This is a genomic window from Shewanella sp. Sh95 (assembly GCF_001308045.1).
Lineage (GTDB): Bacteria > Pseudomonadota > Gammaproteobacteria > Enterobacterales > Shewanellaceae > Shewanella > Shewanella xiamenensis.
In genome coordinates this window covers 1-24485 of sequence record NZ_LGYY01000270.1, presented here as the reverse complement: position 1 = coordinate 24485, position 24485 = coordinate 1, and the positions used below count along the sequence as shown (strand labels likewise).

Genomic DNA, 24485 nt, shown 5'->3' with positions numbered 1-24485 from the left:
AAATTGTGAAGTGAGATTTCTAGATAGTCTGGTAAGTGGCGACTACACCTGCATGATGCCACTGATGTTTAAGTTAATGTGTTTGTGTATACCTTAATGTAGTTGCAGATCTGTTGCTGAGTAATGCATATACAGCAAAGATGAAAACACCGTAATTTATAGTGCAAATATTTATTAAAAATATGATCTTAGTGAGTAGAAAAGGTTGAGTCTTATCGTGTAGCATGTGTCACATTCAAGCTTGCGTAAGGATTACCATGCCTGTTCCTCCCCCTTGCACGACATTTATTTGTTCTAATTGCGACTGGCACAAAACAGTAGTGTTCAAAAGTGATGTTATTACGCGTGGCTACAACTGGTTTGATGTATGTCCTAAGTGTGGTGGGGCGCTTAAAAAACGTCCTGCAACGATGATTGAGACTGGTTTATCGAAATTGACTAATATCTTCGTAAGATAATCAGTACTTTTAATTTTTTGTCAGGGATTGACGTAGTCTATATTTCTGGCTTTGTGATAAGGATTGTTGCATGTCTCAAGAAGTCATCACCAAATTTTCCGATTCTGTTGTGGGTCGCAGCAATATTTTGCAGCACATAGCCTGCATGCCCACCCCTCAATTTGCTCATCTACCGAATATGCACAAGGCTCTCAAGTGCCGGCTAGTCATCATTAAAATTTTGAAAGGAATGAAATAATTCATGAGCGACAACGCAATGCATGAACAGCAATTATTGCCCTACGAGTTACGAACACCACGAATTACACTTGAGAGTGATGTTATTTTAGCTCCAGAAACGCGCCGAATGTTTGAGGAAGCAATTGGCGCTATGCGTCATCACAAAACGATTTACACGGACTGGGGATTTGAAGCTGTAGATCCTATGGGACGTAATATGGTGCTCAACTTGTATGGGCCACCAGGAACAGGGAAAACACTGGCTGCAGAAGCTCTTGCAGGTACTTTAGGACGTCAATATTTCCACATAGGAATTTCGGAACTGGAAAGTAAATATGTTGGTGAAACAGCTAAGAATATCTCTTTGGCATTCAAAGCTGCCGCGATAGAAGGCGCAGTTATTTTCTTCGACGAAGCAGATACCTTACTTGGAGCGAGATTATCATCCGTTACCCAAGGAATAGATAATGAAATAAACGCTATGCGTTCAACGTTACTTATTGAATTAGAACGATTTGATGGAATAGTGGTTTTTGCAACGAATTTTGCAAAAAATTATGATAACGCTTTTGTAAGCCGTATTCGTTATCACATCGAGTTTAAACTTCCGGATATTGAAGGCCGTAAACGCTTGTGGCACAGGATGTTAGTTCCTGGCGTACCGCTTGAAGAAGATCGCCATGACATTATTGAACGTTGTGCGCATGCATCAGATGGATTATCAGGACGAGAAATTCGAACAGTGCTACGCACTGCTTTTCCAAGGGCTCTAGTTGAATGCCATAAAGAGCCAATAGTGAAATGGCAACATTTTGAGTCGGCGATAGCTGATGTACGCTCTGCAAACAGTAACGTCGGAATTAACCGTAAAAATGTAGCAAGTAATGCAAATAATGTTGATGCAGGTAGACGTCTACTTGGACTGACGGAATAGAACAGAAAACAAAAGGAGAGTGTAAATGGGTTGGTTCAGTAATGCGTGTAATTTTGTAAGCTCAGCGGTAAGTGCAGTATCAAATGCTGTTAGTTCAGCATACGAGACTGCCAAGAATGTCGCTGGGAAAGTTGTTGGATGGATGGCTGAGAAAGCTGAGGTATTTGTTGGCGGTGTAAAAAAAGCTTGGAAAGTAGTAAAACCTTTTGTGCAGCATATTCGGACTGTTTTACTTAACGTATCAAAACTAGCTCCATACCCTTGGATGCGTTCAGCCCTGGTGATGCTAGAGAAGGGGTTAGGTGCATTGACTGCATTTGAAAAATCACCAATTGCAAAAAAAATGGATGCAGCCATCAAATGGGCCATTAAACTTGCTCAGCGCTGGCAGAAAAACCGTGAAGATATTGTAGACAAAAACAAACAACAAGATGACATGGAGCAAGCGAATGATTTGCTTACTGAAGAAGAGTTAGTTCTTGCGAAGCAACATCAGGCTGAGCTGAGATTTGCAGAAGATGAAGTGATTCCTCAAGATCAACGACATAATTTAGAATTAGCGTCTGCAATAAATGATTTTGAAATTGCTAAAAAAGAATTGAGTATGGCAATTGAATCAGAACCCACCGATTTTGAGCATTATTTGCGTCTTCGAGCGACCCAAAAATTACTTAATATGTCAGATAAGAAGTTACATTCGGCATTAACAGTTGATGATTTGAGTTCAGATGACCTGTTTCTAATTCGTATTGCTTCAGATCTTATCAAGTCAAACCCAGAACTTAGCAAAAATGCCGCTGAACGTTTAGACCGAATTTTAACCCGACTTTACAATAAAAAACTGACACCTTTTGTTTTTGAAGAACTGATTGCTTCCTGGGCAAAACAAGCTCAATCGTTGGGAGATGAATGGGCTAAGGCAAATGCAAGCTATGCTAAAGATAAAATGCTATTAAATCGCCTTGTCTTAGCTAAAAAAATCCAAGAAGAACTATCAAATGAAGAGTCATCTCAGCTATCCATACTTGAAAATAGCGTTCCTGAACAAAAGCAAGCACTCGACAGCTTAGCGAGCCAACAACGTGATGTAGAAAGATATGTTGGTGCAGCGGAAGGTTTTTTACAATTATTGGAGAAAACTGAAGAACAGATTGAAAGTGATGACCGCAGTTATTTACTGGAAGATGGACAGTATATTGGGAAGTTACTTATCGAATGTGCTGAACATAATATTCCCTTCAGTGCATTAGAGGAAGGTGACCAATCACTTATCACCGACTATGCAAACATTTTCCAGCAAGAAGCTAAAGACCGTATGGATGCTATTTTAGAGGTAGCGGTATGAACTTTGATGCCGTGCTAAATTTTTTAATCCCTGATCTAAGTGATCCACTTCAAGTAACTTTCCTATTTCTTATCCTTTTCATGATGTCATTTACGATAATTAGTGCTCATGTGATTGCAAAGCCTAAGTCGTGGGAGGTCAAATGGAATCGTGGAACACCTAATAAGCCAAGTGATAACATCGAAATTGAGCATGGTAGTGTAACTGATTTGTGGAATGCAGTTGCGACTGCTCCTGAAAAGTTGGTGGAATTAATGCCTAGCTTACTACTAGTTGTAGGATTGCTCGGCACATTTCTTGGATTAGGTATGGCACTTAATCATGCATCTAATATTCTGGGTCAGCCAAATGCGCTTGATGCTACAGGTGCTGCAGACAGTATGCAGCACTTGTTAGGTCTACTGAATGGATTAGGTACAAAATTTAAAACCTCTACTTGGGGCATTACAGGTTTTATATTTCTTAAAATATGGAGCGAATTTGCGCGTTTTGACGAAAAGCGCCTCAATTGGGTCATTAGCAAAGTAAAAGTTGAACTAGAGAAACGAAAACAACAAAACTTAGATTTGAGCTCAGAAAAGCAAGCTGCTTTATTTTCTACAATAGCTATAGCTTCGCGCAATATAACCGAAGTGTTATCTGCTGAGTTTAATCAGTTGAGAGCTCAGCATAAAGTTCAACATGAACAAGGTTTACATTCGCTTGAGCAATTTTCGACTCATTTACGTGAGGATATTGAAGCGCTGAAGTTGAGTGGTCAAGTTGTAATTCAAGAAGGATTTCAGAAATTCAATGATGAATTTAGTCATTCTCATTCGCAAACTAGGAAGATCATTGAGAGCAGTCTTAAACGTGTTGAGTTAGCTGTAGAGCATGTTTGCATCGCAACTAAGGAAGTCAAAGAAAGTGTCAAACTTGTTCATGTTGAATCCCAAGCTACAAATATCGCAATGCATGACTTTACCCATAACACCCAAAAAGTGGTCGAAAATATGAGTGAGGCTGCTCAGCATATGGCTAGTGGTGCTAATCAAGTTGGGATTGCGGCTAATGAGTTAGTTGGTGCAATAGACTCATTCCAGGCTCAATTTACTGAAGTACTGGATAATGTGCGCAACGATTTAGGCAAGGCGATTAACGATATGAGCTTACAAGCATCCGAAACATTGGAGCGAGGAAGTTCTCAACTTGGATCTGCAACGAGAGATATATCTACTGCTCTTTCTGCTCTATCTTCAGATGTTCAACAAACCATGGACGATGTGAAAGACTCCATTAAAAAAACTCTTAGTATTCAGGAAAAGGTTGGTGAGGAGTTTATTGCGTCTAGCATAACACTAAATACAAATATTGAAATGGCTACACAGAATAGTGAGAAGGTGAGTAATAAGATTCAAGAGGGGTTAAAAGCTATTTCCGATTCTAATCAGAAAATGCGTAGTATTGGTGATTCACTTAAGAAAAATGAATTGCATTTACAAGAAGTCATTTGCAATCTGTCAAACTTACCTACAGCTTTAGCACCATTAGTGGAACTTTCAGCTCACCAAGATTTGCTTCGAACAGAGTTAGTACAGTTTAGACAGGATTTCATATCAAGCAATGAGAGTCTGGATAAAAATAGTCTAAAACTTGAAAGCGCAGTAAATGGAGCGATTGAACGTTCAGATACAATTATTCAGTCTTTGTTAGCACTACCAGAATTAATTCGATTACTTAATACATCTCCCCACTCACAACAACTATTACTAGCATTGAGTCCGTTACCAGAAATTACAATTAATCAACAAGCTCTTCTCTCAGAAATTCAAAAAGTACGCGAAGTACTAGAAGCAAGTAATGTTCCACTGGAGCCTGAAGTGGCGTGAGCCAAACTGATGAAATGATATGAAAGAAAAACCTAGTGAATGGATAGCCATTTCAGATCTTATGGCTGGAGTAATGGCTGTAGTAATGCTATTGCTTGTTGTGGCAGTTTTGCAAAAAAGCATGAGTGATCTTCGTTACAAAGAGGAGTTAGCTAAAGCGTCGGAAAAAAAAGATGATCCATTACTGAAGGTGACTACATTATTAGATGAAATGTTACGAAACTCTAATGCATCAGAACTCATCGCTTTAGATAAAGCTACGAGAAGGTTAACTCTCCGTGATGGTGTTTTTGAACGGGGGAGCGCTTGCCTCAATACTGAATCCAAAGCAGCGGTAAATGCAATACAAGCTCAATTGGTCAGTTTTTTGCTCGACAATCCTAAAGCAAAAATTTTGGTAGAAGGTTACACAGATAATATTCCTGTTAGCCGACCAGTGACTGATTATCAAAGATTTTGTACTGTTTATGATGATAACTTCACTCTCTCTGCAGCAAGAGCTAGAGAAGCTAGGAGGGAGTTAATTGGTACATTAGACGCTAGTACATCTAAGCGTATAGTCGTTGCTGGATATGGTGAGTCCAAACCTCTGGAAGGTATAGAACCTTCAGATCCAAGAAATCGCAGAGTCGAAGTACAGTTATTGATTGAATAACGAGTCGAACGATTGTTTACTTAACATGTGGCAACTCGTTTATGGTTTATATATTGAACGAGTTCTCATTGCTGAGAAAAATCTTAAAGGGACAAATAGCAATGGATTTTGTACAGCTAAAAAATCAACAAAGGATATTACGTGAACAGTCACCGACCAATCTTAACTTGCGAGTTCATCGAGCGTTAAGCTGGTTGCAACGAGCTGAAATGGCGGATGATGACGATGGTCGTTTTATTTTTCTCTGGATAGCATTTAATGCTGCTTATGCCACTGAGATTGATGAACGATTTAAGTTGTCAGAACAAGAATCTTTTAAAGGTTTTTTAGAGAAGCTGTGCGAGTTAGATAAACAAAAACAGATAGATCTGTTAGTTTGGCGGGAGTTTTCGGGGAGCATCCGTATCTTGCTTGATACCCCGTTCGTGCTACAAAGTTTTTGGGATTTCCATTGTGGTAAAATAACTGAAGACAAATGGAAAGAGCGGCTTTTGCAAGGTAAAAAGATGGCGAGTCACGCCTTATCGAGTGGTAATACTCCTATTCTGCTTGGTGTTATTTTTAACCGCCTTTATACGATGCGCAACCAATTAATCCATGGCGGTGCAACATGGAATAGCTCTGTTAATCGCAAGCAACTTAAAGATTCTGCTAGTTTACTCAGCAAACTTGTACCATTGATTATAGAAATAATGATGACTCATCCTGAAACACTTTGGGGAGATGCATGCTATCCTGTGGTATAATAGCTAGTCGTACAGTCGATGAATTGCTACATGGTCGATTCATAGTCATGCATTCTTACTCGGGAATAAACGCTTGGTTTGGGTGAGCTTATGTATATAAGTATTTATTGATTTACCAACCCAAATCGGATCTTGAAGTCAGTTCTTGGATATTGGTGATGTTGCCATCGGCTTCGGTGAATGGAAAGCCTGTGGACAGTTCTATCCCTAATGCATATGCATCGCAGCATGGGCAAATAGCATAAAAATCCTTCCCCTTTGCTAACACGCTCTCTGGAATCGATTTAATCGACGGGCGCAGCTCTAATATCTCGAGCAATGTCTGATGGCTAATGTCTACTCGGGGAGTACTACACACTTTGCAACTATCACCCACTTTCAAATATCGTGTCATATCTATTTTCCTAATTAAGAAATTTTTGATATACCTCTGCGCTCAATCCAGCTCTGAATTCATCACCAGCCGTAAGCGTTTGGCTAATCGGTCTGCAGCGTCAGGCTCCAACTCCTGATTGAAATAGCTTTTGGTTATACCCATCAGATAGCAGGATAACTCCTCCCAGCTCGCTTGTTGTGCCAAAGTAGCCAAAGGGGTTATATAGTCGTCATATTCGTCACTGCACTCATCGAATCCGTTGACGAAGGCTGGATCCCAATGGTTCAGCAGACATTGACGAATCTCCTCCCATTTTTTTGGTTTCAAATGTGCAGGGGCATAGCGATCAGCAAACTGGTCAAATAACACCCTCATCGCCGCTACTCCCTTCTGACCAAACTCCATGTCGCTTAAGTAGTTAAAGTTGCGCTCATGCAGTTGATGTTGCGTCTCATCATTCCACCAACTGTAAGCGACCAGCTCTCCTTGCACACTGGCCGCGTTGTAATCGACACATACCACCTTAGCGCTGAGTGGTGCAGGGAGTCCTGCTAGAGTGTAGTGACCAATAACAACGGGTATCTCGATTATCGGATTGCAATGTTCATCAGCCAGTGGAATAGGGGGGATACGATTGACCATATTGGGCTGTACTTGGGCTATTTCTCTATAGGTTTTGGCCTCTTCACTCCACCATTTAATCCGGACTCTGTGACGCTCAGTACCCGTTTTATCCTGGAAGCTATAACCCTGCGGTAATGCTAATTCTGGACCCTTGAGCAAGATTTCACATAGCTGATATAGCTCGTGCTGCTCGTCGAAGGCATTGGGCCAATGCTCAACCTTCAAGCTGTTATCCTCGTTGAGATATGGCAGAATTCTTTGGATGGTCGCTTCGTGCCAGCAAGCATGAATAGCCCTGACATGACCAAAATCATAAAAGAGAGGCAGCTTCATAAACCAGTCGATCCAAGTTTTATGCAACTCACTTCCCTCGTCCACATCTTGAAGGAAAAGTTGATGCTGTTTGCGGTTGTTGTCATTGTGGCGACGAAGTGGTAAGCCTGTATCGGGGTGCTTCAGAGCCCAACCCACGGCATTAAATTCATGGTTTCCCATCAAGCAACAGGCGAGTCCCTGATCGCATAGATCCTTGACCATGGTTAGGGCTTTTTGATGATCTATTTCGACCTCGGGGCCGTTATCGATCAGATCGCCGATGAAAACCAGCTGGCGACGTTCTTGAAGTGGATCAGCAATAAAGTCGAGATGATCGAGCAGCGCACGAAGCTTTCCGTCTTGCCCATGAATATCACCGATAAAAATCAAATCTTGTTGCGTCATAACCCACCAGAGATCAAGCTGTGAAAAAATTGAGCCATAAAGTAGAGTGCATAAACTCCGGATAAGAACATTCGAACAAATGGCCTTCGTTGAGCTCAGAATTTTAGACCAAGAGAAACCCCATTACACCGGAGTGCCTATGCATAAATTAGTAGAAGTATATTATTATATCAATGATTTTTTTGATGTTTTTATTCGATAATGGAAAAGTTATGTTAACCGTTGGTATACGTATACTTCAACGTACTGAACGCATGACAATGAGCGAAGTGATGACTATCATCATACTTTCACTTTCTTAAATAGACTCGTTCTAATTCATGTTGGTACTTTTAAACTCATTTAGAGAGAGTACTTCAGCAAATAAAATATCTGAGCGTGATAATTCACTCGCTTTTAAATTTTAGATTTGTCGAGCATGTGGGGAAAGTCTGACCGAAGCTGTCCTAATAAGATAAGTAAGGTATCCTAGGTTGCCCCAGTGTGTTAGTTTGGTTGTGCAAGTATGAAAAACGGAAAAATGAGGTAATTTATGAAACTGGCAGAGGTAATCGAAGCGTTAGAGTTTAACGATTATCAATATACTATTCAGGGGAATGTTATCCGAAGTGGTGGTTTCACCATGATTATTGAAGATGACGTTATCAAAGTAACCAAGCCCTATCATGCCCCAATAGAATTTAATGATTTGGATAAGTTTAATTATTTCTTATCGTTATAAAGAAATTGAGAAGAGATGATGTTCATAATTCGTTGCCAGTTACAGAGTAAGATTCTTTTTTAAGCTTCACTGCTTGGCTGTTAGTGATAACCCCATTTCTCAAAGAACGTCTGATCTAGGTATTGAAGCTATCAAAATAAATCACAGATGTGCGCATATTGGTCAAAAATGACGACTAGCGTAAATTGTGTCAAAATTTATATTGACTTTTGAGATTATGTATAAAAGTTATTTAATACAGATACTTACCTTGTTATTTTGAACTGAAATTGAGGAGTCGAATTCCCAGGGTAAGTCATTGGTCTAATTGAAGAAAATATCAAAAATCGGAAGTAATGCAAAAAGTAATGCAGCCCTGTTTTTGGTATATGTTAATTATATTTTTCAATACGTTATATCATGAAGTAGACTCCCTCTCTCACCGCCACATTCTAAGAACCCGATCACATGGTCGGGTTTTTCTTTTCTATCATAACCTATGAATTATAGTTGCTAAATCCAATGGCTCACCAACCTTTGGCACCTTAAGGTGGTACAAAAGGGTGGTACAAAACGATGGCATTTATGACTCAACCATACCACGATCTAAAGTCTGGGATCTGGAAAATCCGTAAGGAAATTTCAGTGCATTTACGTCCGTTCCTTGATGGCAAAGTAGAGCTAAAACGAAGTCTAGGGACTAAGGATGCCTATGAAGCTAAAACAACTGCGGGTGGTGTGATTGTGGAGTTTGAGTCAGCTATAGCTTTGTTACGTCAAGAAAAAGAGCAGAAAATAACACCTGTACTGTTAGTTTGAGGGAGCAAAGCCATCAGGAGGATTACCATGCACGTGGCGGTCGATCTCGATAAACAAAACGCCTGCAATTGCAGGCGTTCTTCGATGGGCTTAGTCGGTGCTCAATTGTCATTAAAACAGGCTATTTCTTAACCCATTTGCCTTGAGCATTTTGCACATAGTTGCCTTTGTCTGTAGCCGCGATGGCTTTTTCACCAGCTAATTTGGCGACATCTGCGGCTGAAATATTATTCTTTTTGGCGATGGTTTCGTAGTGAGCGCGGCGCTTGTTGTTGACTTCATCCATCACGGCTTTGGCATCGCTATTATTTTGCACTAGACCTAAATAGCCATTGAGTTGCTCACCTAAGTAACCTTGGGATTTGGCTTCCTGCAATGACATGGCAAGGGCGTTTAAGCTGAATAAACTCAGTCCGAGCAACAGGAGTAATGTTGGCTTTTGTAGCAGGGTCTTGAGTGACATTGATTTCATCGTATATTCCTTAATTCTTTGTGATTAGAACAACTTATCATCTGACAGAAGCTGGTCTAGCTCCTTGTCCACTTTGATTTTTATCTCGTGTTCAATTTTCACATTGAGATTAATCACAATCGGTTTATCCGGCGGCTCAATTTTTACTGTAGGCGCACAGCCTTGCAATGTGCCCAGTAGCAGCAATGCACCTAAACTAACTTGCTGTAATTGAATGATCTTCACTGAGGGTTCCTTTTACTTCACGGATTTTTCGATTCTATCCTGCAGATCGTTACCAATCTGAAGGCTCCTGAATAATTGCAGCATGTTCTCTTCATGAGAGTAATTCAAGTGGATAGGGCGTTCAATCCCTTTGCTGCGACCTTTGACTTCCACTAATAGGTTGGCATCACCAGTTTGATCCATATCGAAACTACTGGATAACTGGCTGTATTCTAAGTGTTCGAGTGCTGAAAATACAAAGTCGAGATAAGGCTGTGATTGGCGCATTTGATCGACCGCTGGATTGCCAGATATGGCAATTAAACCGCCAGGCGCGCGGGCCGCTAATTGGCCGCCGCTGATCGACACTTTACCATCGACTAAGTCCACGGGTAACACGCCATCGAATATGCCATCGGCATAGATGCCTATTTGGGGTTGAATTCGCAGTACTTCTTCAAGATTCATGCCCTGCAATAATAGATAGGCGTGGGATTTGTCCTGCAATTTTAAATTAAAATCAGGCAGTAAGAACTGGCCGCTCAATACTTTGCCCTTAGCAGTCATCGACACGTCGGTATCACTCAAGCCCGTGAGTTGTTGCAGCCAATTGTCGGGAAGCTTTTCGGCATCCTTGGCGAGGACAATATCGGCCTCTACTTCGATATCGGTCAAGGGGAAGCCGGGATCGAATAAGTTAAAAGTCATCATGGTCTGCGGGCAGTTCAGCCGACTTAAACTGCTGAAATAGCCTGGCGCTTGCGGCGCCTTATAGGATTGTCCCCAGGTGAACTCGCATTGGGCCTGTAATTTCCCGCCTTCAAAGGTCGTGTCTTGATAAAAACCTTCCAGCTCTGTCATCGACTGGGTAATTTGCATGGCAAATTGGGTCTGCTCTGGCTCATGTGTCAGCTTAAATTGTGCCTGTAATTGGTTATGACCGGTCACATTTAACTCAGCGGGCAAGGGCTGGGTTTGATTAAGCAAAGACAAAGCCTCTGTCATGCTGGTATCGACAACCCACTGGCCCGTTAACAGCAGAGGCTTGTGAGGCGTGGCGAACTGTAATTGATGGTCACTTTGCAGCTCAACCGTGCCGACTTGCCACTGTTCATGGCCGTGAAGACGTTGGTTTTGCCAGTTTAACGTCTGCGCGAGTGCCAAATTATCCAGTTTAAGCACAGTCTGCTTACGTGTTCGGCCTTTGGCGCTGAGCTGCTTCTCAATCAAGAGTTGCTCCGCTTGCCAGTTAACTTGATTAGTCAAATGACTCGATTGAATAGTATTTGCAATGGATTGCAATGACGAGTAATCGAGGAGCATCGGCTTTGATGTCTCAAGGGTGAACGCCTTGAGGCTAATATCGTTGCGACTGCTCTGTATTGCGGTCGCGGCGGTGCCCGCAAGATTCTCTACCGTTTGGCTCACGCGCAGCTGCGACAAGGCAAGTGAGAGCGGCGGCAGCTTGAAGGCAAACTCGGTCGATTGTGCGCCAGTCGTATCCTTAGCCGCTAAGGGAGTTGCGCTTGCGGCCATGGGGGCCTTGGCGTTGAGCTGAATACTGCCAAGGCTTAACTGCGTCTGTTTCGTTTGATGCTTGGCGGCTTGCGCCGTTTGCTGTAGCTGCACATCTTCCAGCGCAAATTGCAGAGTGTCGCTTGAGTCACTTGAGTCACTCGTCACTGGCGCAGTGCTGACTTGCCAGTTCAGTCCTTGAGCCGATTGAGCAACACTGACATGACCCGCCGTTTGCAGCATTCCTGCGCCCCAACTGAGATCCTGCGGGGCTGCGCGCCAGAGCTCCTGCAGCGACAGTGGGGTCGTTTGTTTAAGTGCCAGTTGCCAGCGGCTCTTGACATTCCAAGCATCTGGCGTGGGCGTTAACTGGATATCTTGTAAGTGAATACGCGTCTCAAGCTTACTGCCTAGGGTGGTTAACTCTATTGCGGGCAGCGCTATTGGTTTATGGGGGCTCGCTTGAGATATCAGCGCATAGTGCAGCGGCGCCGTCATCGAAAGGCCAAGACCCACGGGTGCCTCGGTGCTTTTCAGCCCCGAGAGCAGGGTAAGGAGCGCTTGATAGTCCACATCGCTCAATTGCAGAGACTGATTAAGTGCCGCTAATAGCTGGGTGTGCTGTGCCGCATTCGGCGTAAGCGCAAGGCTAAAGGGCTCAAGGGTGAGATTGAGTGAGGCAAGTGATCCACTAAGCTCAAACCCTAAAGCCGGCTGCGGCGCGAGCGTTAAGTCGGCAAAATGGCTTAAGCTGATGCTGGGTTGCTGAATGCGGTGGCGGCTTGTAATTTCGCCGCTGGCGAGTGTCATTGCACTCTCAGAACTTAATTGCCCACTTAATCCTATCCCAAGTTGCTGCCACTGTTGATCCCACAGGGTTAATTGGCTGAGGATGCTCCCTTGGGTTTGGCGCAGGCCAATTTGATGCAGGTTTTCCAGTAGCGGTGCGATATTAAGCTCACTCTTTAGGCGCCATTGTTCGTTGCCAAGCGTGGCGGCAAGCTCGGCTAACGGCTCACCCTCTGGGCTACTAAAGGCTGTGGTTAATTCACCTTGATGATTCAGGCTGAGTTTATCCATCACCAGCTGATAGGCGGGAAGCTCTGACTGCGGTGCTAATCTGAGAGTGGTTTTACCTATATCAATTAAGGGCAACGATTTGATATTTAACGCCAACGCCGGTGTTTGTTCATCGGCGATGGTGGGGCTTCGCTTCAGCAGCGATGCACCTAGTTCAACGTCTATCTCGCCCGTGCTAATTCGCTTGATTTTTTGAGTCAAACTCTCGACTTGGACAAGTTGCTTCAGTTCTTCAAGGCTTTTGGGCCAGTTGAGTTCAAGCTGAATATCAAGATTATTGATCACTAAATGCGAGTCATGTACACGCAGGCTCGCAGAGCGAATGTGCCAATGTTCTAAACCCATGGGGCCTAAACGAATATCGCTAAGCTCACCGTCCATGCCACTTAATGCATAATTTGCGACGCGAAGGAGCAGGGCTTCGGTTTGGCTGTTGACTATCCAAATGGTTAGCGCCGCGCCAGCTAACAGGCCAGCCACAGTAGTGGCTATCAAGCTTTGTTTTAAGCGCTTTTTGAGTGTAGAACCGCGACGGTGCGTCGCCGAATATGGCGCTGCGGCCGCAGTCGTCTCTTGAGGCATCGCCTGATGCGCGTGCTCGGCAGTCTCCTGATTTGGCGATGTCGACGTGTTAACCATGGGGTTCGAATATCATCCTTATCATCAGCGCCTGGGCACGGTTCCCCGTGGGAGCGCGAGGCGATTTGGGCTGCCGATGCTCAGCGGCAAGCGGGATTAGCGGCAGTTTAACACTCAAGCCGCTGGCTGACTAATAAAGAACTTGGCAAATTTGCGCGAAGCTAGATTGAGTGCCTGTCATTATTCATCTTGATTTTACAGGCACTTATACGGCTTAAAGTAAAATAGCGTTATCGCGATTGTTTATCCGCGCAGCTTATCCTAAGAGCTGAGCGCCAATCACGGCCACTCCGCAGACTATAGCTAACAATAAACCGAGCTTCCCTCCCGCGACACGGTAACCCTGAGGCAGGTTTGCCTTATCGCGCGTTTGTCTTTGTACCCACACCATGGTCACGGGTAAAAAAATCGCGAGGATCACAAGGGCGATCGCCGCATAACCGAGGGCGGTTATAAATCCCTGCGGGTAAAAGAGGGCAAAACCTAGAGGAGGCACGAAGGTAATGGCGGCGGTGATACTGCGACCCGCGGCATTATCCTGCTGCCTTAAGTTAGCCGCCATAAAGTCAAACAGACCTAGGCTCACCCCTAAAAAGGAGGTTGCCAGCGCCAGATCGGCAAATACACTGATGGCAGAACTTAAGTATTGGCTGTGCAGAACGCTGGCTAACTGATTGATAAAGCCTGAAAGACTCTGATTGGTCATCAGTTGGCTTTGGCTGAGCACACCTTGGCTGCCCAATTGCCACAGCAGGTAAATCAGTAGCGGTAATGCCGAGCCGAGCAGCATGATTTTACGCAGGCTTTTTACCTCAACGCCTAAGTAGCGCACCACGGATGGAATCGAACCATGGAAACCAAAGGAGGTAAAAATCACTGGAATGGCGGACACGATAAGCCCTTGCTCTAGTGGCAACTCGAGTAAATGTGTGCCTTCGACCTGCGGCAGTAATAGGGCCAGCATTAGAATTAACGCAATGATTTTTAAACTAAAGAGCACGCGATTAATCAAATCGACACAATGGGTGCCTAAGCCGACAATGGTGCCGATTAACAGGGTAAATAACACGGCGCCCGCCTGCGGTGGCAGATCTAACCCTAACCAAGCATTGAGCTTTTGATTAACTTGCTCGCCGCCACCTGCGATATAGGCGGCGCACAGGGCGTAAAGTAAAAACATTAACGCAACACTGGCAATCACTTGGCCCTTGGCGCCCAAAAGCGTGCGGGCTAATTGGTTCAGGCTCACATCGCTCGGGGCAAATTGATGGATTTCAACCATCAGCAGAGCGGTGTAGGCCATCAGCGCCCAGAGGAGCAACATAATCAGGCTCGATACACCAAAACCGAGTCCTGCAGAGGCGATAGGGAGTGCGAGCATACCCGCGCCAATGGTGGTGCCTGCAATTAGTAGCAAACTGCCGAAAAATTTATTCTGTGTCATAACTTTACGCTCAAACGTCTTTATTAATGGCTCAACTGTCTCAGATGAGTGCTTTATTGAGGAGCTGTGCAGAATGGCGCGTGATACTGGGATCTAAAGGGTACGAGGGCGTACCTGTATTGGGATCGTGGCGCAATCTGCGGATCGTTGGGGATATGGCCACAATGGAAGGTCAGGCGAGTATGCCTATCTATGCCATTGCGGCTACAGATAGGGATAATAAGCTGTGGTAATGCGCATAAAACTCGCCTTTGCTTGGGGTTAATTCGGCACTTAATGACATCGAGTGACTTGACCACATCTAATGGCTTGGTCACATCACATAACAAAGACAATTTGCCCTGTTTTTTAAATTTATCTTAAATGTTAATAAGTTGCGACAATGCCTCGGTGTTGGTTCGAGGACGCTGGCTACGATAGGCAGTTAAGGTGTACTTGTCAACCATTACAACAGTATTTTGCTGATTTTTTGTCAGGGGCCAGGTGTACAATTTGCGTGACGTCGTGTGGTTTTTAGGTCAGGTTAAGGGTTACAAGACGGACTGTGGAGGCGAGGCTTTGGTTAGCACTAGAAGGGGTTGGCAACCGCAGGGATTAAGTAAAACCGGGGTTAGCAACAGCAAGTTAATTGGCCGTCACTGAATGCAAAATGGAGAGTACTCTGCCGTAGACCAAAAGGAATGCGGCAGAGAGATACCGTGATGTTTGAAAGCGGACTACTTTTGCTGCGCCTTTTGATGGCGGGCGAGCAAGTTGGCGTTGATATCACTTAAGCTTAGTGATTGATCTTCAAGCAAGACTAATAAGTGATACACCAGATCCGATGCCTCGTTAATCAGCTCTTCTTTATCGTGAGTCGCAGCGGCCAAGGCGGTTTCGAGCCCTTCTTCACCGACTTTTTGGGCGATGCGTTTGGTGCCACGGGCAAAAAGGGAAGCGGTGTAGCTCGACTCTGGGTTTTGCCCCTTACGCGAAGCAATAAGCTCGGCCAGATTGTTTAAAAACGGGTGGGCATTGCCATCGAGCCAGCAGCTTTCGGTGCCTTTATGGCAGGTTGGGCCATTGGGTAACACCTGTACCAGCAAGCTGTCGTTATCACAGTCTTTATCGATGGCGACCAATTTTAGGGTATGGCCTGAGGTTTCGCCCTTGGTCCATAAACGTTGTTTAGAGCGGCTAAAAAACGTCACATCACCGGTCGCCAGCGTGTGCTGTAGCGCGGCTTTATCCATAAATCCGAGCATTAATACCTTGCCCGATAGGTGATTTTGGATAACCGCAGGGATAAGCCCCTGTTGTTTTTCCCAGTCGAGGCTATTGACCAGTTCTGCGCTTGCTGGGCCTTGGCAACAGCTTGAAGTGGTTCCAGTTGTCATATCTGCATACCTTATTATTTGTATCAATCGCTACTGATGTTGAGTTACTGGCGAATGGCGATGCCTTCGGCCGCTAAATACTGTTTTAACTCGCCGATATTGATAATGGCCTTATGGAACACGCTGGCTGCCAGCGCCGCATCGACCTTCGCATCAATAAACACATCGCGAAAATGTGCCATAGTGCCAGCGCCGCCCGAGGCGATTAAGGGCACATCGCACAACTGGCGTACTAGGCTTAACTGCTTGATATCATAGCCGCCGCGTACGCCATCTTGGTTCATCACGTTGAGCACGATTTCGCCGCAGCCGCGTTTTTGCACTTCTTCAACCCAGTCTTGGGTGTACCAAGCGGTTTCTTTGGTGGCGGCTTCATCGCCGGTAAATTGCTTCACTTTATAACTGTCGCTTGCCGCATCATAAAATGAGTCGATGCCAATCACGATACATTGGCGGCCAAACTCATCCTGCAGGCGTGAGATTAAACTCGGGTCGCTCAGGGCAGGCGAGTTGACTGAAATTTTATCCGCGCCAAAGGCGAGTAGCTCGCGGGCTTGGCCGATGGTTTTAATTCCACCCGCCACGCAAAAGGGGATATCGATTTGCTCCGCTACTCGGCTCACCCAAGACTTATCGACTACACGATCGTGGGCACTGGCAGTGATATCGTAAAACACCAGTTCGTCGGCGCCCTCTGCGGCGTAACGCGCCGCGAGTGGCACTATATCGCCAACAATTTCATGATTGCGAAACTGTACGCCCTTAACCACGCAGCCATCTTTCACATCTAAACAGGGGACTATTCGTTTGGCCAGCATTGGATTGCCTCCGCCACATTAAACTGATTGATAAGTAAAGCTTTACCGATAATGATGCCCGCGGCGCCACTGTCTCTGACGGCGGCAACATCCTCAAGGGTGGCAATGCCACCCGAGGCTTGCCACGCGATATTGGGATAGTGGCTGGATAGCTCGCGGTAGAGTGCGGTATTGGCGCCTGTGAGGGTGCCATCGCGGCTGATGTCTGTCACCAATGCATGTTTAAGCCCCACTTGGCTAAAGTCTTCGACGATAGATTCTAGACTCTTACCGCCACCGCTTTGCCAGCCAGAAACCGCAACGATTTTCTCGCCGTTCTGATTGATATTGACATCCAGTGCCAGGCAAATTGCTTCGCTGCCAAACTTGTTAAACCAGCCTTTGACTAACTCAGGCTCTTTGACGGCGAGCGAGCCTATCACCACACGTTTAACCCCAAGGGATAATAACTCGGCGACTTGCTCTTCAGTGCGGATCCCGCCGCCCACTTGAATATTGGCGTTAAGCCCAGCAGTCAGCTTAGCAATCAAAGCCGTTTGGCGTTTTGTAGGATCTTTCGCGCCAGTTAAATCTACTATATGCAGCCAGCTTGCCCCTTGGTCTTGGTAGGATTGCAACTGGGCCAGTGGGCTTAAATCAAAGGTGGTCTGCTGCCCATAATCCCCTTGATAGAGCCTAACTACCTTGCCATCAATTAAATCAATTGCTGGAATGATCATCTGTTGTCCTTAAATTCTTTTGGTGCATTTGCTACCGCGCTTTATTGCTGAATGTTGTGGCTGAAAAATGCTGGTTCATCCCAAACACAATAAGCGATTGCATTTACTGCATTTTTAAAAAGTTACCTAGGATTTGTGCACCCACGGCGGCGCTCTTCTCGGGGTGAAATTGCACGCCCATAAAGTTGTCTTTACCGATGGCGGCGCTAAAGTCCTCACCATAACGGCATTGTGCCAAGGTGTAGTCGCTTAATGGCGCGCGGTAGCTGTGCACAAAATACACATAACTGCCGGCTGGAACACCAGCAAACAGCGGGTGAACCTGAGACGGATTGCTAAAGGTCAGTTGGTTCCAGCCCATGTGCGGCAGAGGTAAACCTTCGGCCTTAAGTGCTTGACGGTCTAGCTCGTCAATCTCGGTTGGAATAATGCCTAGGCATTGGCAATCTAGCGCTTGGCCGCCGCGTTCTTTAGAGAGCAGAGTGAGCATTTGCATCCCTAAACAGACGCCCAGCACGGGTTGAGTTAACCCTTGAATTAATTCGACTAAGGTTTTTTCCGTTAACGAAGCCATCGCGGCGCCAGCGCTGCCAACACCTGGCAGTACCACCCGTTTAGCGGCTTTAATGCTGGCTTTGTCATCGGTGACTAACACCTTAGCGCCGAGGCGCTCAAAGGCGAAACGGACTGAGCTTAAGTTGGCGCAACCTGTGTCTATGATGACAACATCAAATTCATCTATGTTTGCTGACATTGGTTTTTCCTATTGATGGGTCAGTGGGGAAGCGGTTTGTCGCCGCATTCCCGAAACTGCCCCTCGTTAAAATCATCAGGCTTTATGTTATTTGCTCATGTACCTATTTTCAGTCAAGAAGCAGATAACAAATGTTTTAGCACGGTGTTAGAGCACGCCTTTACTCGATGGTAAGACATCACCTTCGACTTTTACGGCCTGACGCAGCGCGCGGCCCAGTACTTTAAATAGCGCTTCGACCTTGTGGTGATCGTTGTCTCCTTCTGCGGCCACATGTAGGGTGCAGCGTAGGCCATCGGCAAAAGAGCGGAAAAAGTGCGGTACCATTTCGGTAGCCATTTCACCGACTTTTTCACGTTCAAATTGGGCGGCGAATTTAATAAAAGGCCTGCCGGAAAGATCCAGTAAGCATTCGCCTTTGGCCTCATCCATCGGCAAACTAAAACCAAAGCGGGCAATACCGCGTTTATCGCCCAGCGCTTGGCGCAGCGCATCCCCAATTGCCAATGCCGTGTCTTCAACGCTGTGGTGATCGTCTATCTCCAGATCGCCATCGACATTCACCTCCATTTTGAAGTTTCCGTGGGTGGCGATTTGATCCAACATATGGTCGAAGAAACCAATGCCAGTGTTAATGGCGCCTTTGCTGGGATTGTCGAGATCGACAGTCACGCGAATATCGGTTTCCTTGGTGGTGCGAACCACAGTCGCGGTGCGGCCCTTGTTGAGTAAGGCATCGGCAATCGCGTCCCAGCCAAGACTGCCACGCTGATATTGAAAGCTTTTAATCCCCATGGCATTGCCCAGTTCCACATCTGTGTGTCTGTCACCAATCACGGCGGACTGGGTAAAATCGATGGTGCCTTGGGTCAAAAAGTCTTTCACCAGTCCTAGTTTGGGTTTGCGGCAGCTGCAATTTTCATCGTTAAAGTGCGGGCAGATGAGCACATCTTCAAACTTAACCCCTTGGCTAGACAGGATTTGCATCATCATATTGTGCGGTGCATCGAAATCTTCCTGCGGGAAGGAAGGGGTACCGAGCCCGTCTTGATTGCTAACCATCACCAACCTAAACCCAGCTTTTTGCAGGCGCAGTAAGGCGGGGATCACTTGGGGCTCGAATACCAGTTTGGCGAGGCTATCGACCTGTTTGTCGGTGATTGGCTCTTCAATCAAGGTGCCATCACGGTCGATAAAAAGTATTTTCTGGGCGACATTTGGGGTAAATACTGGGTTCATGCTGCTACCTTTCAATTCAGTTTGTTATCTTTATAAAATCAGTCTATTAGGCCAATGCTGTTACAAGACTTGCACCCAAAGCTCACAGCTTTTGCGATTCAAAGAGCGACACTAAGCGGTCGGTGTCAGACTGAGAGCTAAAGCTAAAACGAATGGCTTTAGCTAGCCTTGGGTCCTTATAGGCCCGCGCGACAATGCCATTGTCGATAAGCAGCTGTGTCACTGTTGCTACGTCGTCAAACTCGGCTAAGACATAGTTGCCATTAGGTTTTAGCACGGCGCCGCCCCATTGCTCACAGTACAAATTCAGCGCCGCCGCGAGTCGCTCGCCCTGAGAATTGAGCTCATTCACTTGGGTTTTCATCCGCGCAATCCCAGCAGCTGATAGCGCTTGCACGGCCACTTCACTTACGGGCAATGGCACGGGATAGGGCGCAATTACCCGCATGATGATTTCGATAATCTCTTCATTGGCAAGCAAAAAGCCGCAGCGCGCGCCTGCTAAGGCAAAGGCTTTTGAGAGGGTGCGCAGTACAACGAGATTTGGGTAAGACTCGAGTAAATCCGCGACGCTATATTCTGGGCAAAATTCGATATAAGCCTCATCGACCACGACAATGGAGTCGGGTAGGGCTTGGATGGCTTGCTCTATGCGCGCCTTATCAATCACAGTGCCAGTTGGGTTATTGGGATTGCAGATAAACACTAACTTAGCGCCGCGCGTGGCCGTTGCAAAGTCGGATGGGAGACCGTATTCAGCCGTTAAGCTTAACGCCTTAACGCCCACATTAAAGGTTTGCGCGCTAATGGCGTACATGCCGTAAGTGGGCCCAAAGGTCGCAATGGAATCGATGCCTGGGACACAAAAGGCCCGGATCAGCAGTTCGATGGCCTCATCGGCGCCGCGGCTGGCGACAATTTTGCTTTCCACTACACCGCTATATTGGCTATAGGCATTGATTAACGCGGGCGGTTGGCACTCAGGATAACGATTTAACTTAGTTAAATCGAGCTCGCCGACGGCCACATTATTAAAGGGCGATTCGTTAGCGTTGATCCAAATATCCCCACGACCACCCAGCCTGCGAGCACTTTGGTAAGGCGTTAACTCGAGCAGTTCGGGCCGTGCAAGACGTGCGGCAAGGGTTGTTGGCTCGATGCTTGTGTTATCGAGAGTATTGTTATCGAGAGTGTTGCTGGCGCTATTGGCGCTCTGAATATTTGTCACTGGCACATTACTCGTTGTTGCTTGGCTAGTTGGCACTTGGCTCATCCTATTCATCCTAAGTCTTGCTATGGCTTTAATTAAGCGTACTGTTGATTGCGTTACTTATTTCCATCAGTCCTTAAGACTGGCTAAGCGTATCGCGACCGCATTTTTATGGGCATCGAGTAACTCATTGCTGGCAAGGGTCATTACCGCTTGCCCGAGTCCGAGCAGGCCCTTGGCACTGAGTTCTTGCACCGTAAAGCGGCGGCTAAAGTCTGCCAAGGAGAGGCTAGATACCGCGCGGCTATAACCGTAAGTTGGCAATACATGGTTAGTCCCACTGGCATAATCCCCAACCGATTCAGGTGTATAGGCCCCTAAAAACACTGAGCCTGCGGCGCGAATATGATTTAGTACGTCCCGTGGGAAGCGGGTTTGAATAATTAAGTGTTCGGGTCCATAGCAATTCGAAACGAGCGCCGCTTCTTGCATATCTTTTACCAAAATGGTGCGGCTGCCTTTTAGGGCCGTCGCAGCAATCTCTTGGCGCGGCAGGGCGGCCAGTTGCGACTCGAGCGCTTGATTGACAGCTTGTGCTAATGGCTCAGAATCCGTGACTAAAATGACCTGCGAATCTGGGCCGTGCTCTGCTTGCGAAAGTAAATCTGCGGCAATAAACTGCGCATTGGCATCGCTATCGGCAATCACTAATACCTCAGAAGGGCCTGCGGGCATATCAATAGACACAGTGCAGCGACCGTCCTGCGAGACTAAGCGCTTGGCTTCGGTGACATAACGATTGCCTGGGCCAAAAATCTTATCGACGCTGGGAATCGTTTCAGTGCCAAAGGCCAGTGCGGCAATGGCCTGCGCGCCGCCCACTTGATAGATTTCGGTGATCCCACAGGCGTTTGCCGCATACACAATTGCATCGTTAATCGGCGGCGGACTCACCAATACGCGTTTTTCGCAGCCAGCAATTTTGGCAGGCAGGGCCAACATCAGTACGGTTGAGATTAATGGGGCGCTGCCACCGGGAATATATAAACCGACTTTTTCAATCGGTTCGCTACGAAGCTCGCAGCGAACCCCCGCTTGGGTTTCAATGTCGATGGGGCGAAATTGCTGCGCGCTGTGGAACACATCAATATTGGCCATCGCTTGGGCAATGGCGGCTTTAAGTTCGGTCGAGACTCGTGCGCTGGCGGCGCTAATCTCGCTTTCACTTAAACGCAGACTGTCGATATTGGCACTATTAAAGCCATCAAACTTTTGATTAAACTCTTTTAGCGCCGCATCGCCACGGCTAGCTACGGCATCAACAATGGCCCGAACACTTTGTTCTAAGCCGCTGTCACCAATTAAAGGTGAGCGTTGGAGCGCGGCTTGTTGTGCATCGACGGATAACGCTGCCCAAGTCAAAATATCCATAGATCACCCCATCATTTTTTCAATTGGCATGACGAGGATTGAGCTGGCACCGAGCGCGGTGAGTTCTTCCATGGTGTCCCAGAATAAATCTTCGGTACTGACGGCGTGAATGGCCACTCGATTAGTATCGTCGTTTAATGGCAATACAGTAGGATTTTCGGCACCGGGCAGCAGGGCGACAATTTGATCTAAAGTTTCAGTGGGCGCGTGCAGCAAAATATATTTACTTTCACGGGCGCGGATCACGCCGTTTACGCGGGATAAAATGCGATCGATTAAGGCTTGTTTGCTCGGCGTTTGGGTTTGGGTTGATTGAATAATGCAGGCCATGGAGCGGTAGATAACTTCAGTCTCGTATAAACCATTGGCTTCAAGGGTTGCGCCAGTGGAGACTAAGTCACAAATGCCATCGGCAAGCCCTGCACGCGGCGCAACTTCAACCGAGCCTTTTAACATACAATCGCGATAATTTATGCTCTTTTGTTGCATAAAACGACGCAATAGATTGGGGTAGGAGGTGGCAATTCTCAAGCCTTCTAGGGATGAGGCATTGGCATAGCTAAATTCGGTTGGTACGGCTAACGAGAGACGGCAGGCGCCAAAATCTAATTGGCGTAATTTTACATATTCAGCTGGCTTATTTAGGGTTTGACGCTCAATTTGCTCTTCTTCGAGCACGTTCTCACCAATAATGCCTAAATCGACCACGCCATCCATAACCAGTCCTGGAATATCATCGTCACGTACTCTGAGTAAATCGATAGGCATGTTATCTGCGTGTGCGATAAGACGTTGTTCGTTAATGGAAAACTTAACACCGCAGCTCTTGAGTAATTGCTGAGAGTCGGTCGATAGGCGACCCGATTTTTGAATGGCAATACGTAAACGGTTTGATTCAGTCATAATTTTATCTCGCTCAAAGTTAACAAATTCAAAATGATATTCTTTCGTTTCACGCTTTAACTGGTTTATCGGCACCGCCAGTAAATGTGGCGGTTAACATATTGAAATTAATTACTAATTATCTATTAAATCGTTAGTTAAAAAGCCCAAAAGCAAAAACCCCCAGAATTCCTTCCAGGGGTTAGTGATCATCTTTGAATCAGTCCGCCAGAAGGATATAGTCCTTCGGCAGTGAGCGTCCGAAGGCTACCGCATATGGTGGTGATGGTGGTGGATAGCGTTCAGTAGTTGGCTCATATGACTCTCTATACTCTGTGATTATGTTGAATTTGGTGTTGGTGGATACTTATCCATCGAACGTTTTTTTAAGCTAACCGCTTTCTGTGCCGTTTGCAACAGCTAATTTTAACTAAATAAGAATATTTATGCGTTTTGTGAAAATGTTTCATCTTGGTGGTCGCAGGACGATAATCTGCTTATCGCAAGGAGGGGCGAATTAGGGGATTGGCACAAAGCCGATGCTGCGTTTAGACAAATTCGGCTGGCGGTAAGTATGGTAAATCTTGTCTAACAGCGTTCAATCTAGACTGATGATTGAGGATGAGTGTCCCTCGACAAACACGATTAGGCACAGCGCTAATGCTGAATTAGCGCGTGACATCCCTTTTACCCTGTTAAATATTCTCCAAACAGGCGATCAACTGTTTGTTGGCAATATTTGTCTTCACCACGCCAATATTCGGCAAATACCCAGTCATTTTTGCCTTGGCGTTGTCTATAGACAGTATTGGGTTTTAATATTCCCAGACTGGCTAATATTTCGATTAATATTTGTCGCTCAGCTTTACTCGACTTAATCACATTCGCTAATCTTTTCTCTAGTGTACTGGGATAATCCGACTTTCCGCACCTGATTTAGGAATAAATTTGCCGATACCGTTCGCCTAACACGTCGAGAATGATCTGCTGGTCCACTGTGAGTCCTGTGACTTGAGGTGGCGCCTCTCCCAACTGGTACTCGTGCACCCCGCCAAAGCGTAAAAAAATCCACCGCGCAGTCGGTTTTTGCGTGGGTTTCTTTTTCATGTCCGCCACACTCCGGTTCTGCTCTACTAAGCCCTGCCGGATCCGGTGCTCCAGCGCCGCATAAATCATCAGGCTACAGGTCATCACCATCAGCAACGCTTCGATACGTTCCGGTTTTTTAAGATATAACG

Annotated in this window: 23 protein-coding genes and 1 pseudogene; 8 read left to right on the top strand and 16 right to left on the bottom strand. The window is 46.0% G+C overall.

All coding sequences use genetic code 11. The features are described 5' to 3' along the window. Positions 1–528 precede the first annotated feature (528 nt). The 6 genes from AEA42_RS22460 (at position 529) to AEA42_RS19790 (ending at position 6225) form a co-directional block, all read left to right on the top strand. Entirely contained in the window at positions 529–696 is a 168-nt protein-coding gene (locus AEA42_RS22460; protein ID WP_156143207.1) for a hypothetical protein, read from the top strand. Between the two features lie 3 nt (positions 697–699). Further along, positions 700–1611, top strand: a complete 912-nt coding sequence (locus tag AEA42_RS19810; protein WP_055648621.1) for an ATP-binding protein — start codon at positions 700–702, stop codon at positions 1609–1611. A gap of 25 nt (positions 1612–1636) precedes the next feature. Then, positions 1637–2956 (top strand): hypothetical protein, encoded by a 1320-nt coding sequence (locus tag AEA42_RS19805; RefSeq protein WP_055648620.1) that lies wholly within the window; start codon positions 1637–1639, stop codon positions 2954–2956. Beyond that, positions 2953–4824, top strand: coding sequence for a hypothetical protein (locus AEA42_RS19800; protein WP_055648619.1), 1872 nt, complete (start codon positions 2953–2955; stop codon positions 4822–4824). Before AEA42_RS19805 ends, AEA42_RS19800 begins: the two co-directional genes overlap by 4 nt. 19 nt (positions 4825–4843) lie before the next feature. Beyond that, positions 4844–5479, top strand: a complete 636-nt coding sequence (locus tag AEA42_RS19795; RefSeq protein WP_023268028.1) for an OmpA family protein — start codon at positions 4844–4846, stop codon at positions 5477–5479. A 101-nt stretch (positions 5480–5580) separates the two neighbouring features. After that, positions 5581–6225, top strand: a complete 645-nt coding sequence (locus tag AEA42_RS19790; protein WP_055648636.1) for a HEPN domain-containing protein — start codon at positions 5581–5583, stop codon at positions 6223–6225. A 112-nt stretch (positions 6226–6337) separates the two neighbouring features. On the opposite strand, the gene AEA42_RS19785 is transcribed toward AEA42_RS19790, so the two are convergent. Both AEA42_RS19785 and AEA42_RS19780 read right to left on the bottom strand, forming a co-directional pair. Next, the gene (locus AEA42_RS19785) at positions 6338–6619 is read right to left on the bottom strand and encodes a hypothetical protein (protein WP_055648618.1); all 282 of its coding nucleotides are present in this window, start codon (positions 6617–6619) and stop codon (positions 6338–6340) included. Positions 6620–6661: 42 nt separating this feature from the next. Next, positions 6662–7945 (bottom strand): metallophosphoesterase, encoded by a 1284-nt coding sequence (locus AEA42_RS19780; RefSeq protein WP_055648617.1) that lies wholly within the window; start codon positions 7943–7945, stop codon positions 6662–6664. 532 nt (positions 7946–8477) lie between these two features. On the opposite strand from AEA42_RS19780, the gene AEA42_RS19775 reads away from it, so the two are divergent. Then, on the top strand, positions 8478–8666 hold the full coding sequence (locus AEA42_RS19775; RefSeq protein ID WP_037427785.1) for a hypothetical protein: 189 nt from the start codon (positions 8478–8480) through the stop codon (positions 8664–8666). 564 nt (positions 8667–9230) lie between these two features. Continuing rightward, positions 9231–9464: a DUF6538 domain-containing protein gene (locus AEA42_RS19770; protein WP_226871878.1), complete on the top strand. Its 234-nt coding sequence runs from the start codon at positions 9231–9233 to the stop codon at positions 9462–9464. 121 nt (positions 9465–9585) lie between these two features. On the opposite strand, the gene AEA42_RS19765 is transcribed toward AEA42_RS19770, so the two are convergent. From AEA42_RS19765 to AEA42_RS19695, 14 genes and pseudogenes are all read right to left on the bottom strand, one after another. Further along, entirely contained in the window at positions 9586–9936 is a 351-nt protein-coding gene (locus AEA42_RS19765) for a YdbL family protein (RefSeq protein ID WP_037417891.1), read from the bottom strand. Between the two features lie 24 nt (positions 9937–9960). Continuing rightward, complete coding sequence (locus AEA42_RS19760; protein ID WP_011072131.1) at positions 9961–10161, bottom strand: YnbE family lipoprotein; 201 nt, start codon at positions 10159–10161, stop codon at positions 9961–9963. Positions 10162–10173: 12 nt separating this feature from the next. Further along, positions 10174–13374, bottom strand: a complete 3201-nt coding sequence (locus tag AEA42_RS19755; RefSeq protein ID WP_082389685.1) for a YdbH domain-containing protein — start codon at positions 13372–13374, stop codon at positions 10174–10176. A 256-nt stretch (positions 13375–13630) separates the two neighbouring features. Continuing rightward, complete coding sequence (locus AEA42_RS19750; RefSeq protein ID WP_055648616.1) at positions 13631–14818, bottom strand: aromatic amino acid transport family protein; 1188 nt, start codon at positions 14816–14818, stop codon at positions 13631–13633. A 716-nt stretch (positions 14819–15534) separates the two neighbouring features. Next, positions 15535–16194, bottom strand: a complete 660-nt coding sequence (gene hisIE, locus AEA42_RS19740; RefSeq protein WP_023267317.1) for a bifunctional phosphoribosyl-AMP cyclohydrolase/phosphoribosyl-ATP diphosphatase HisIE — start codon at positions 16192–16194, stop codon at positions 15535–15537. A gap of 44 nt (positions 16195–16238) precedes the next feature. Continuing rightward, on the bottom strand, positions 16239–17012 hold the full coding sequence (gene hisF / locus AEA42_RS19735; RefSeq protein ID WP_023267316.1) for an imidazole glycerol phosphate synthase subunit HisF: 774 nt from the start codon (positions 17010–17012) through the stop codon (positions 16239–16241). Beyond that, on the bottom strand, positions 16994–17731 hold the full coding sequence (gene hisA, locus AEA42_RS19730; protein WP_055648614.1) for a 1-(5-phosphoribosyl)-5-[(5-phosphoribosylamino)methylideneamino]imidazole-4-carboxamide isomerase: 738 nt from the start codon (positions 17729–17731) through the stop codon (positions 16994–16996). The genes hisF and hisA overlap by 19 nt, the downstream gene beginning before the upstream one ends. Positions 17732–17834: 103 nt before the next feature. Further along, on the bottom strand, positions 17835–18485 hold the full coding sequence (hisH, locus tag AEA42_RS19725) for an imidazole glycerol phosphate synthase subunit HisH (protein ID WP_055648613.1): 651 nt from the start codon (positions 18483–18485) through the stop codon (positions 17835–17837). A gap of 147 nt (positions 18486–18632) precedes the next feature. Further along, complete coding sequence (hisB, locus tag AEA42_RS19720) at positions 18633–19724, bottom strand: bifunctional histidinol-phosphatase/imidazoleglycerol-phosphate dehydratase HisB (RefSeq protein WP_011716856.1); 1092 nt, start codon at positions 19722–19724, stop codon at positions 18633–18635. A gap of 82 nt (positions 19725–19806) precedes the next feature. Continuing rightward, positions 19807–20997: a histidinol-phosphate transaminase gene (gene hisC / locus AEA42_RS19715; RefSeq protein WP_088585678.1), complete on the bottom strand. Its 1191-nt coding sequence runs from the start codon at positions 20995–20997 to the stop codon at positions 19807–19809. Positions 20998–21063: 66 nt separating this feature from the next. After that, complete coding sequence (hisD, locus tag AEA42_RS19710; RefSeq protein ID WP_055648612.1) at positions 21064–22365, bottom strand: histidinol dehydrogenase; 1302 nt, start codon at positions 22363–22365, stop codon at positions 21064–21066. Between the two features lie 3 nt (positions 22366–22368). Further along, entirely contained in the window at positions 22369–23268 is a 900-nt protein-coding gene (gene hisG / locus AEA42_RS19705) for an ATP phosphoribosyltransferase (protein WP_055648633.1), read from the bottom strand. A 666-nt stretch (positions 23269–23934) separates the two neighbouring features. Continuing rightward, a complete protein-coding gene (locus AEA42_RS19700) occupies positions 23935–24129 on the bottom strand; it encodes a hypothetical protein (protein WP_055648611.1) in 195 nt (64 codons plus the stop codon). A 54-nt stretch (positions 24130–24183) separates the two neighbouring features. After that, positions 24184–24485: pseudogene (locus AEA42_RS19695) on the bottom strand (IS1634 family transposase); the annotation flags it as partial.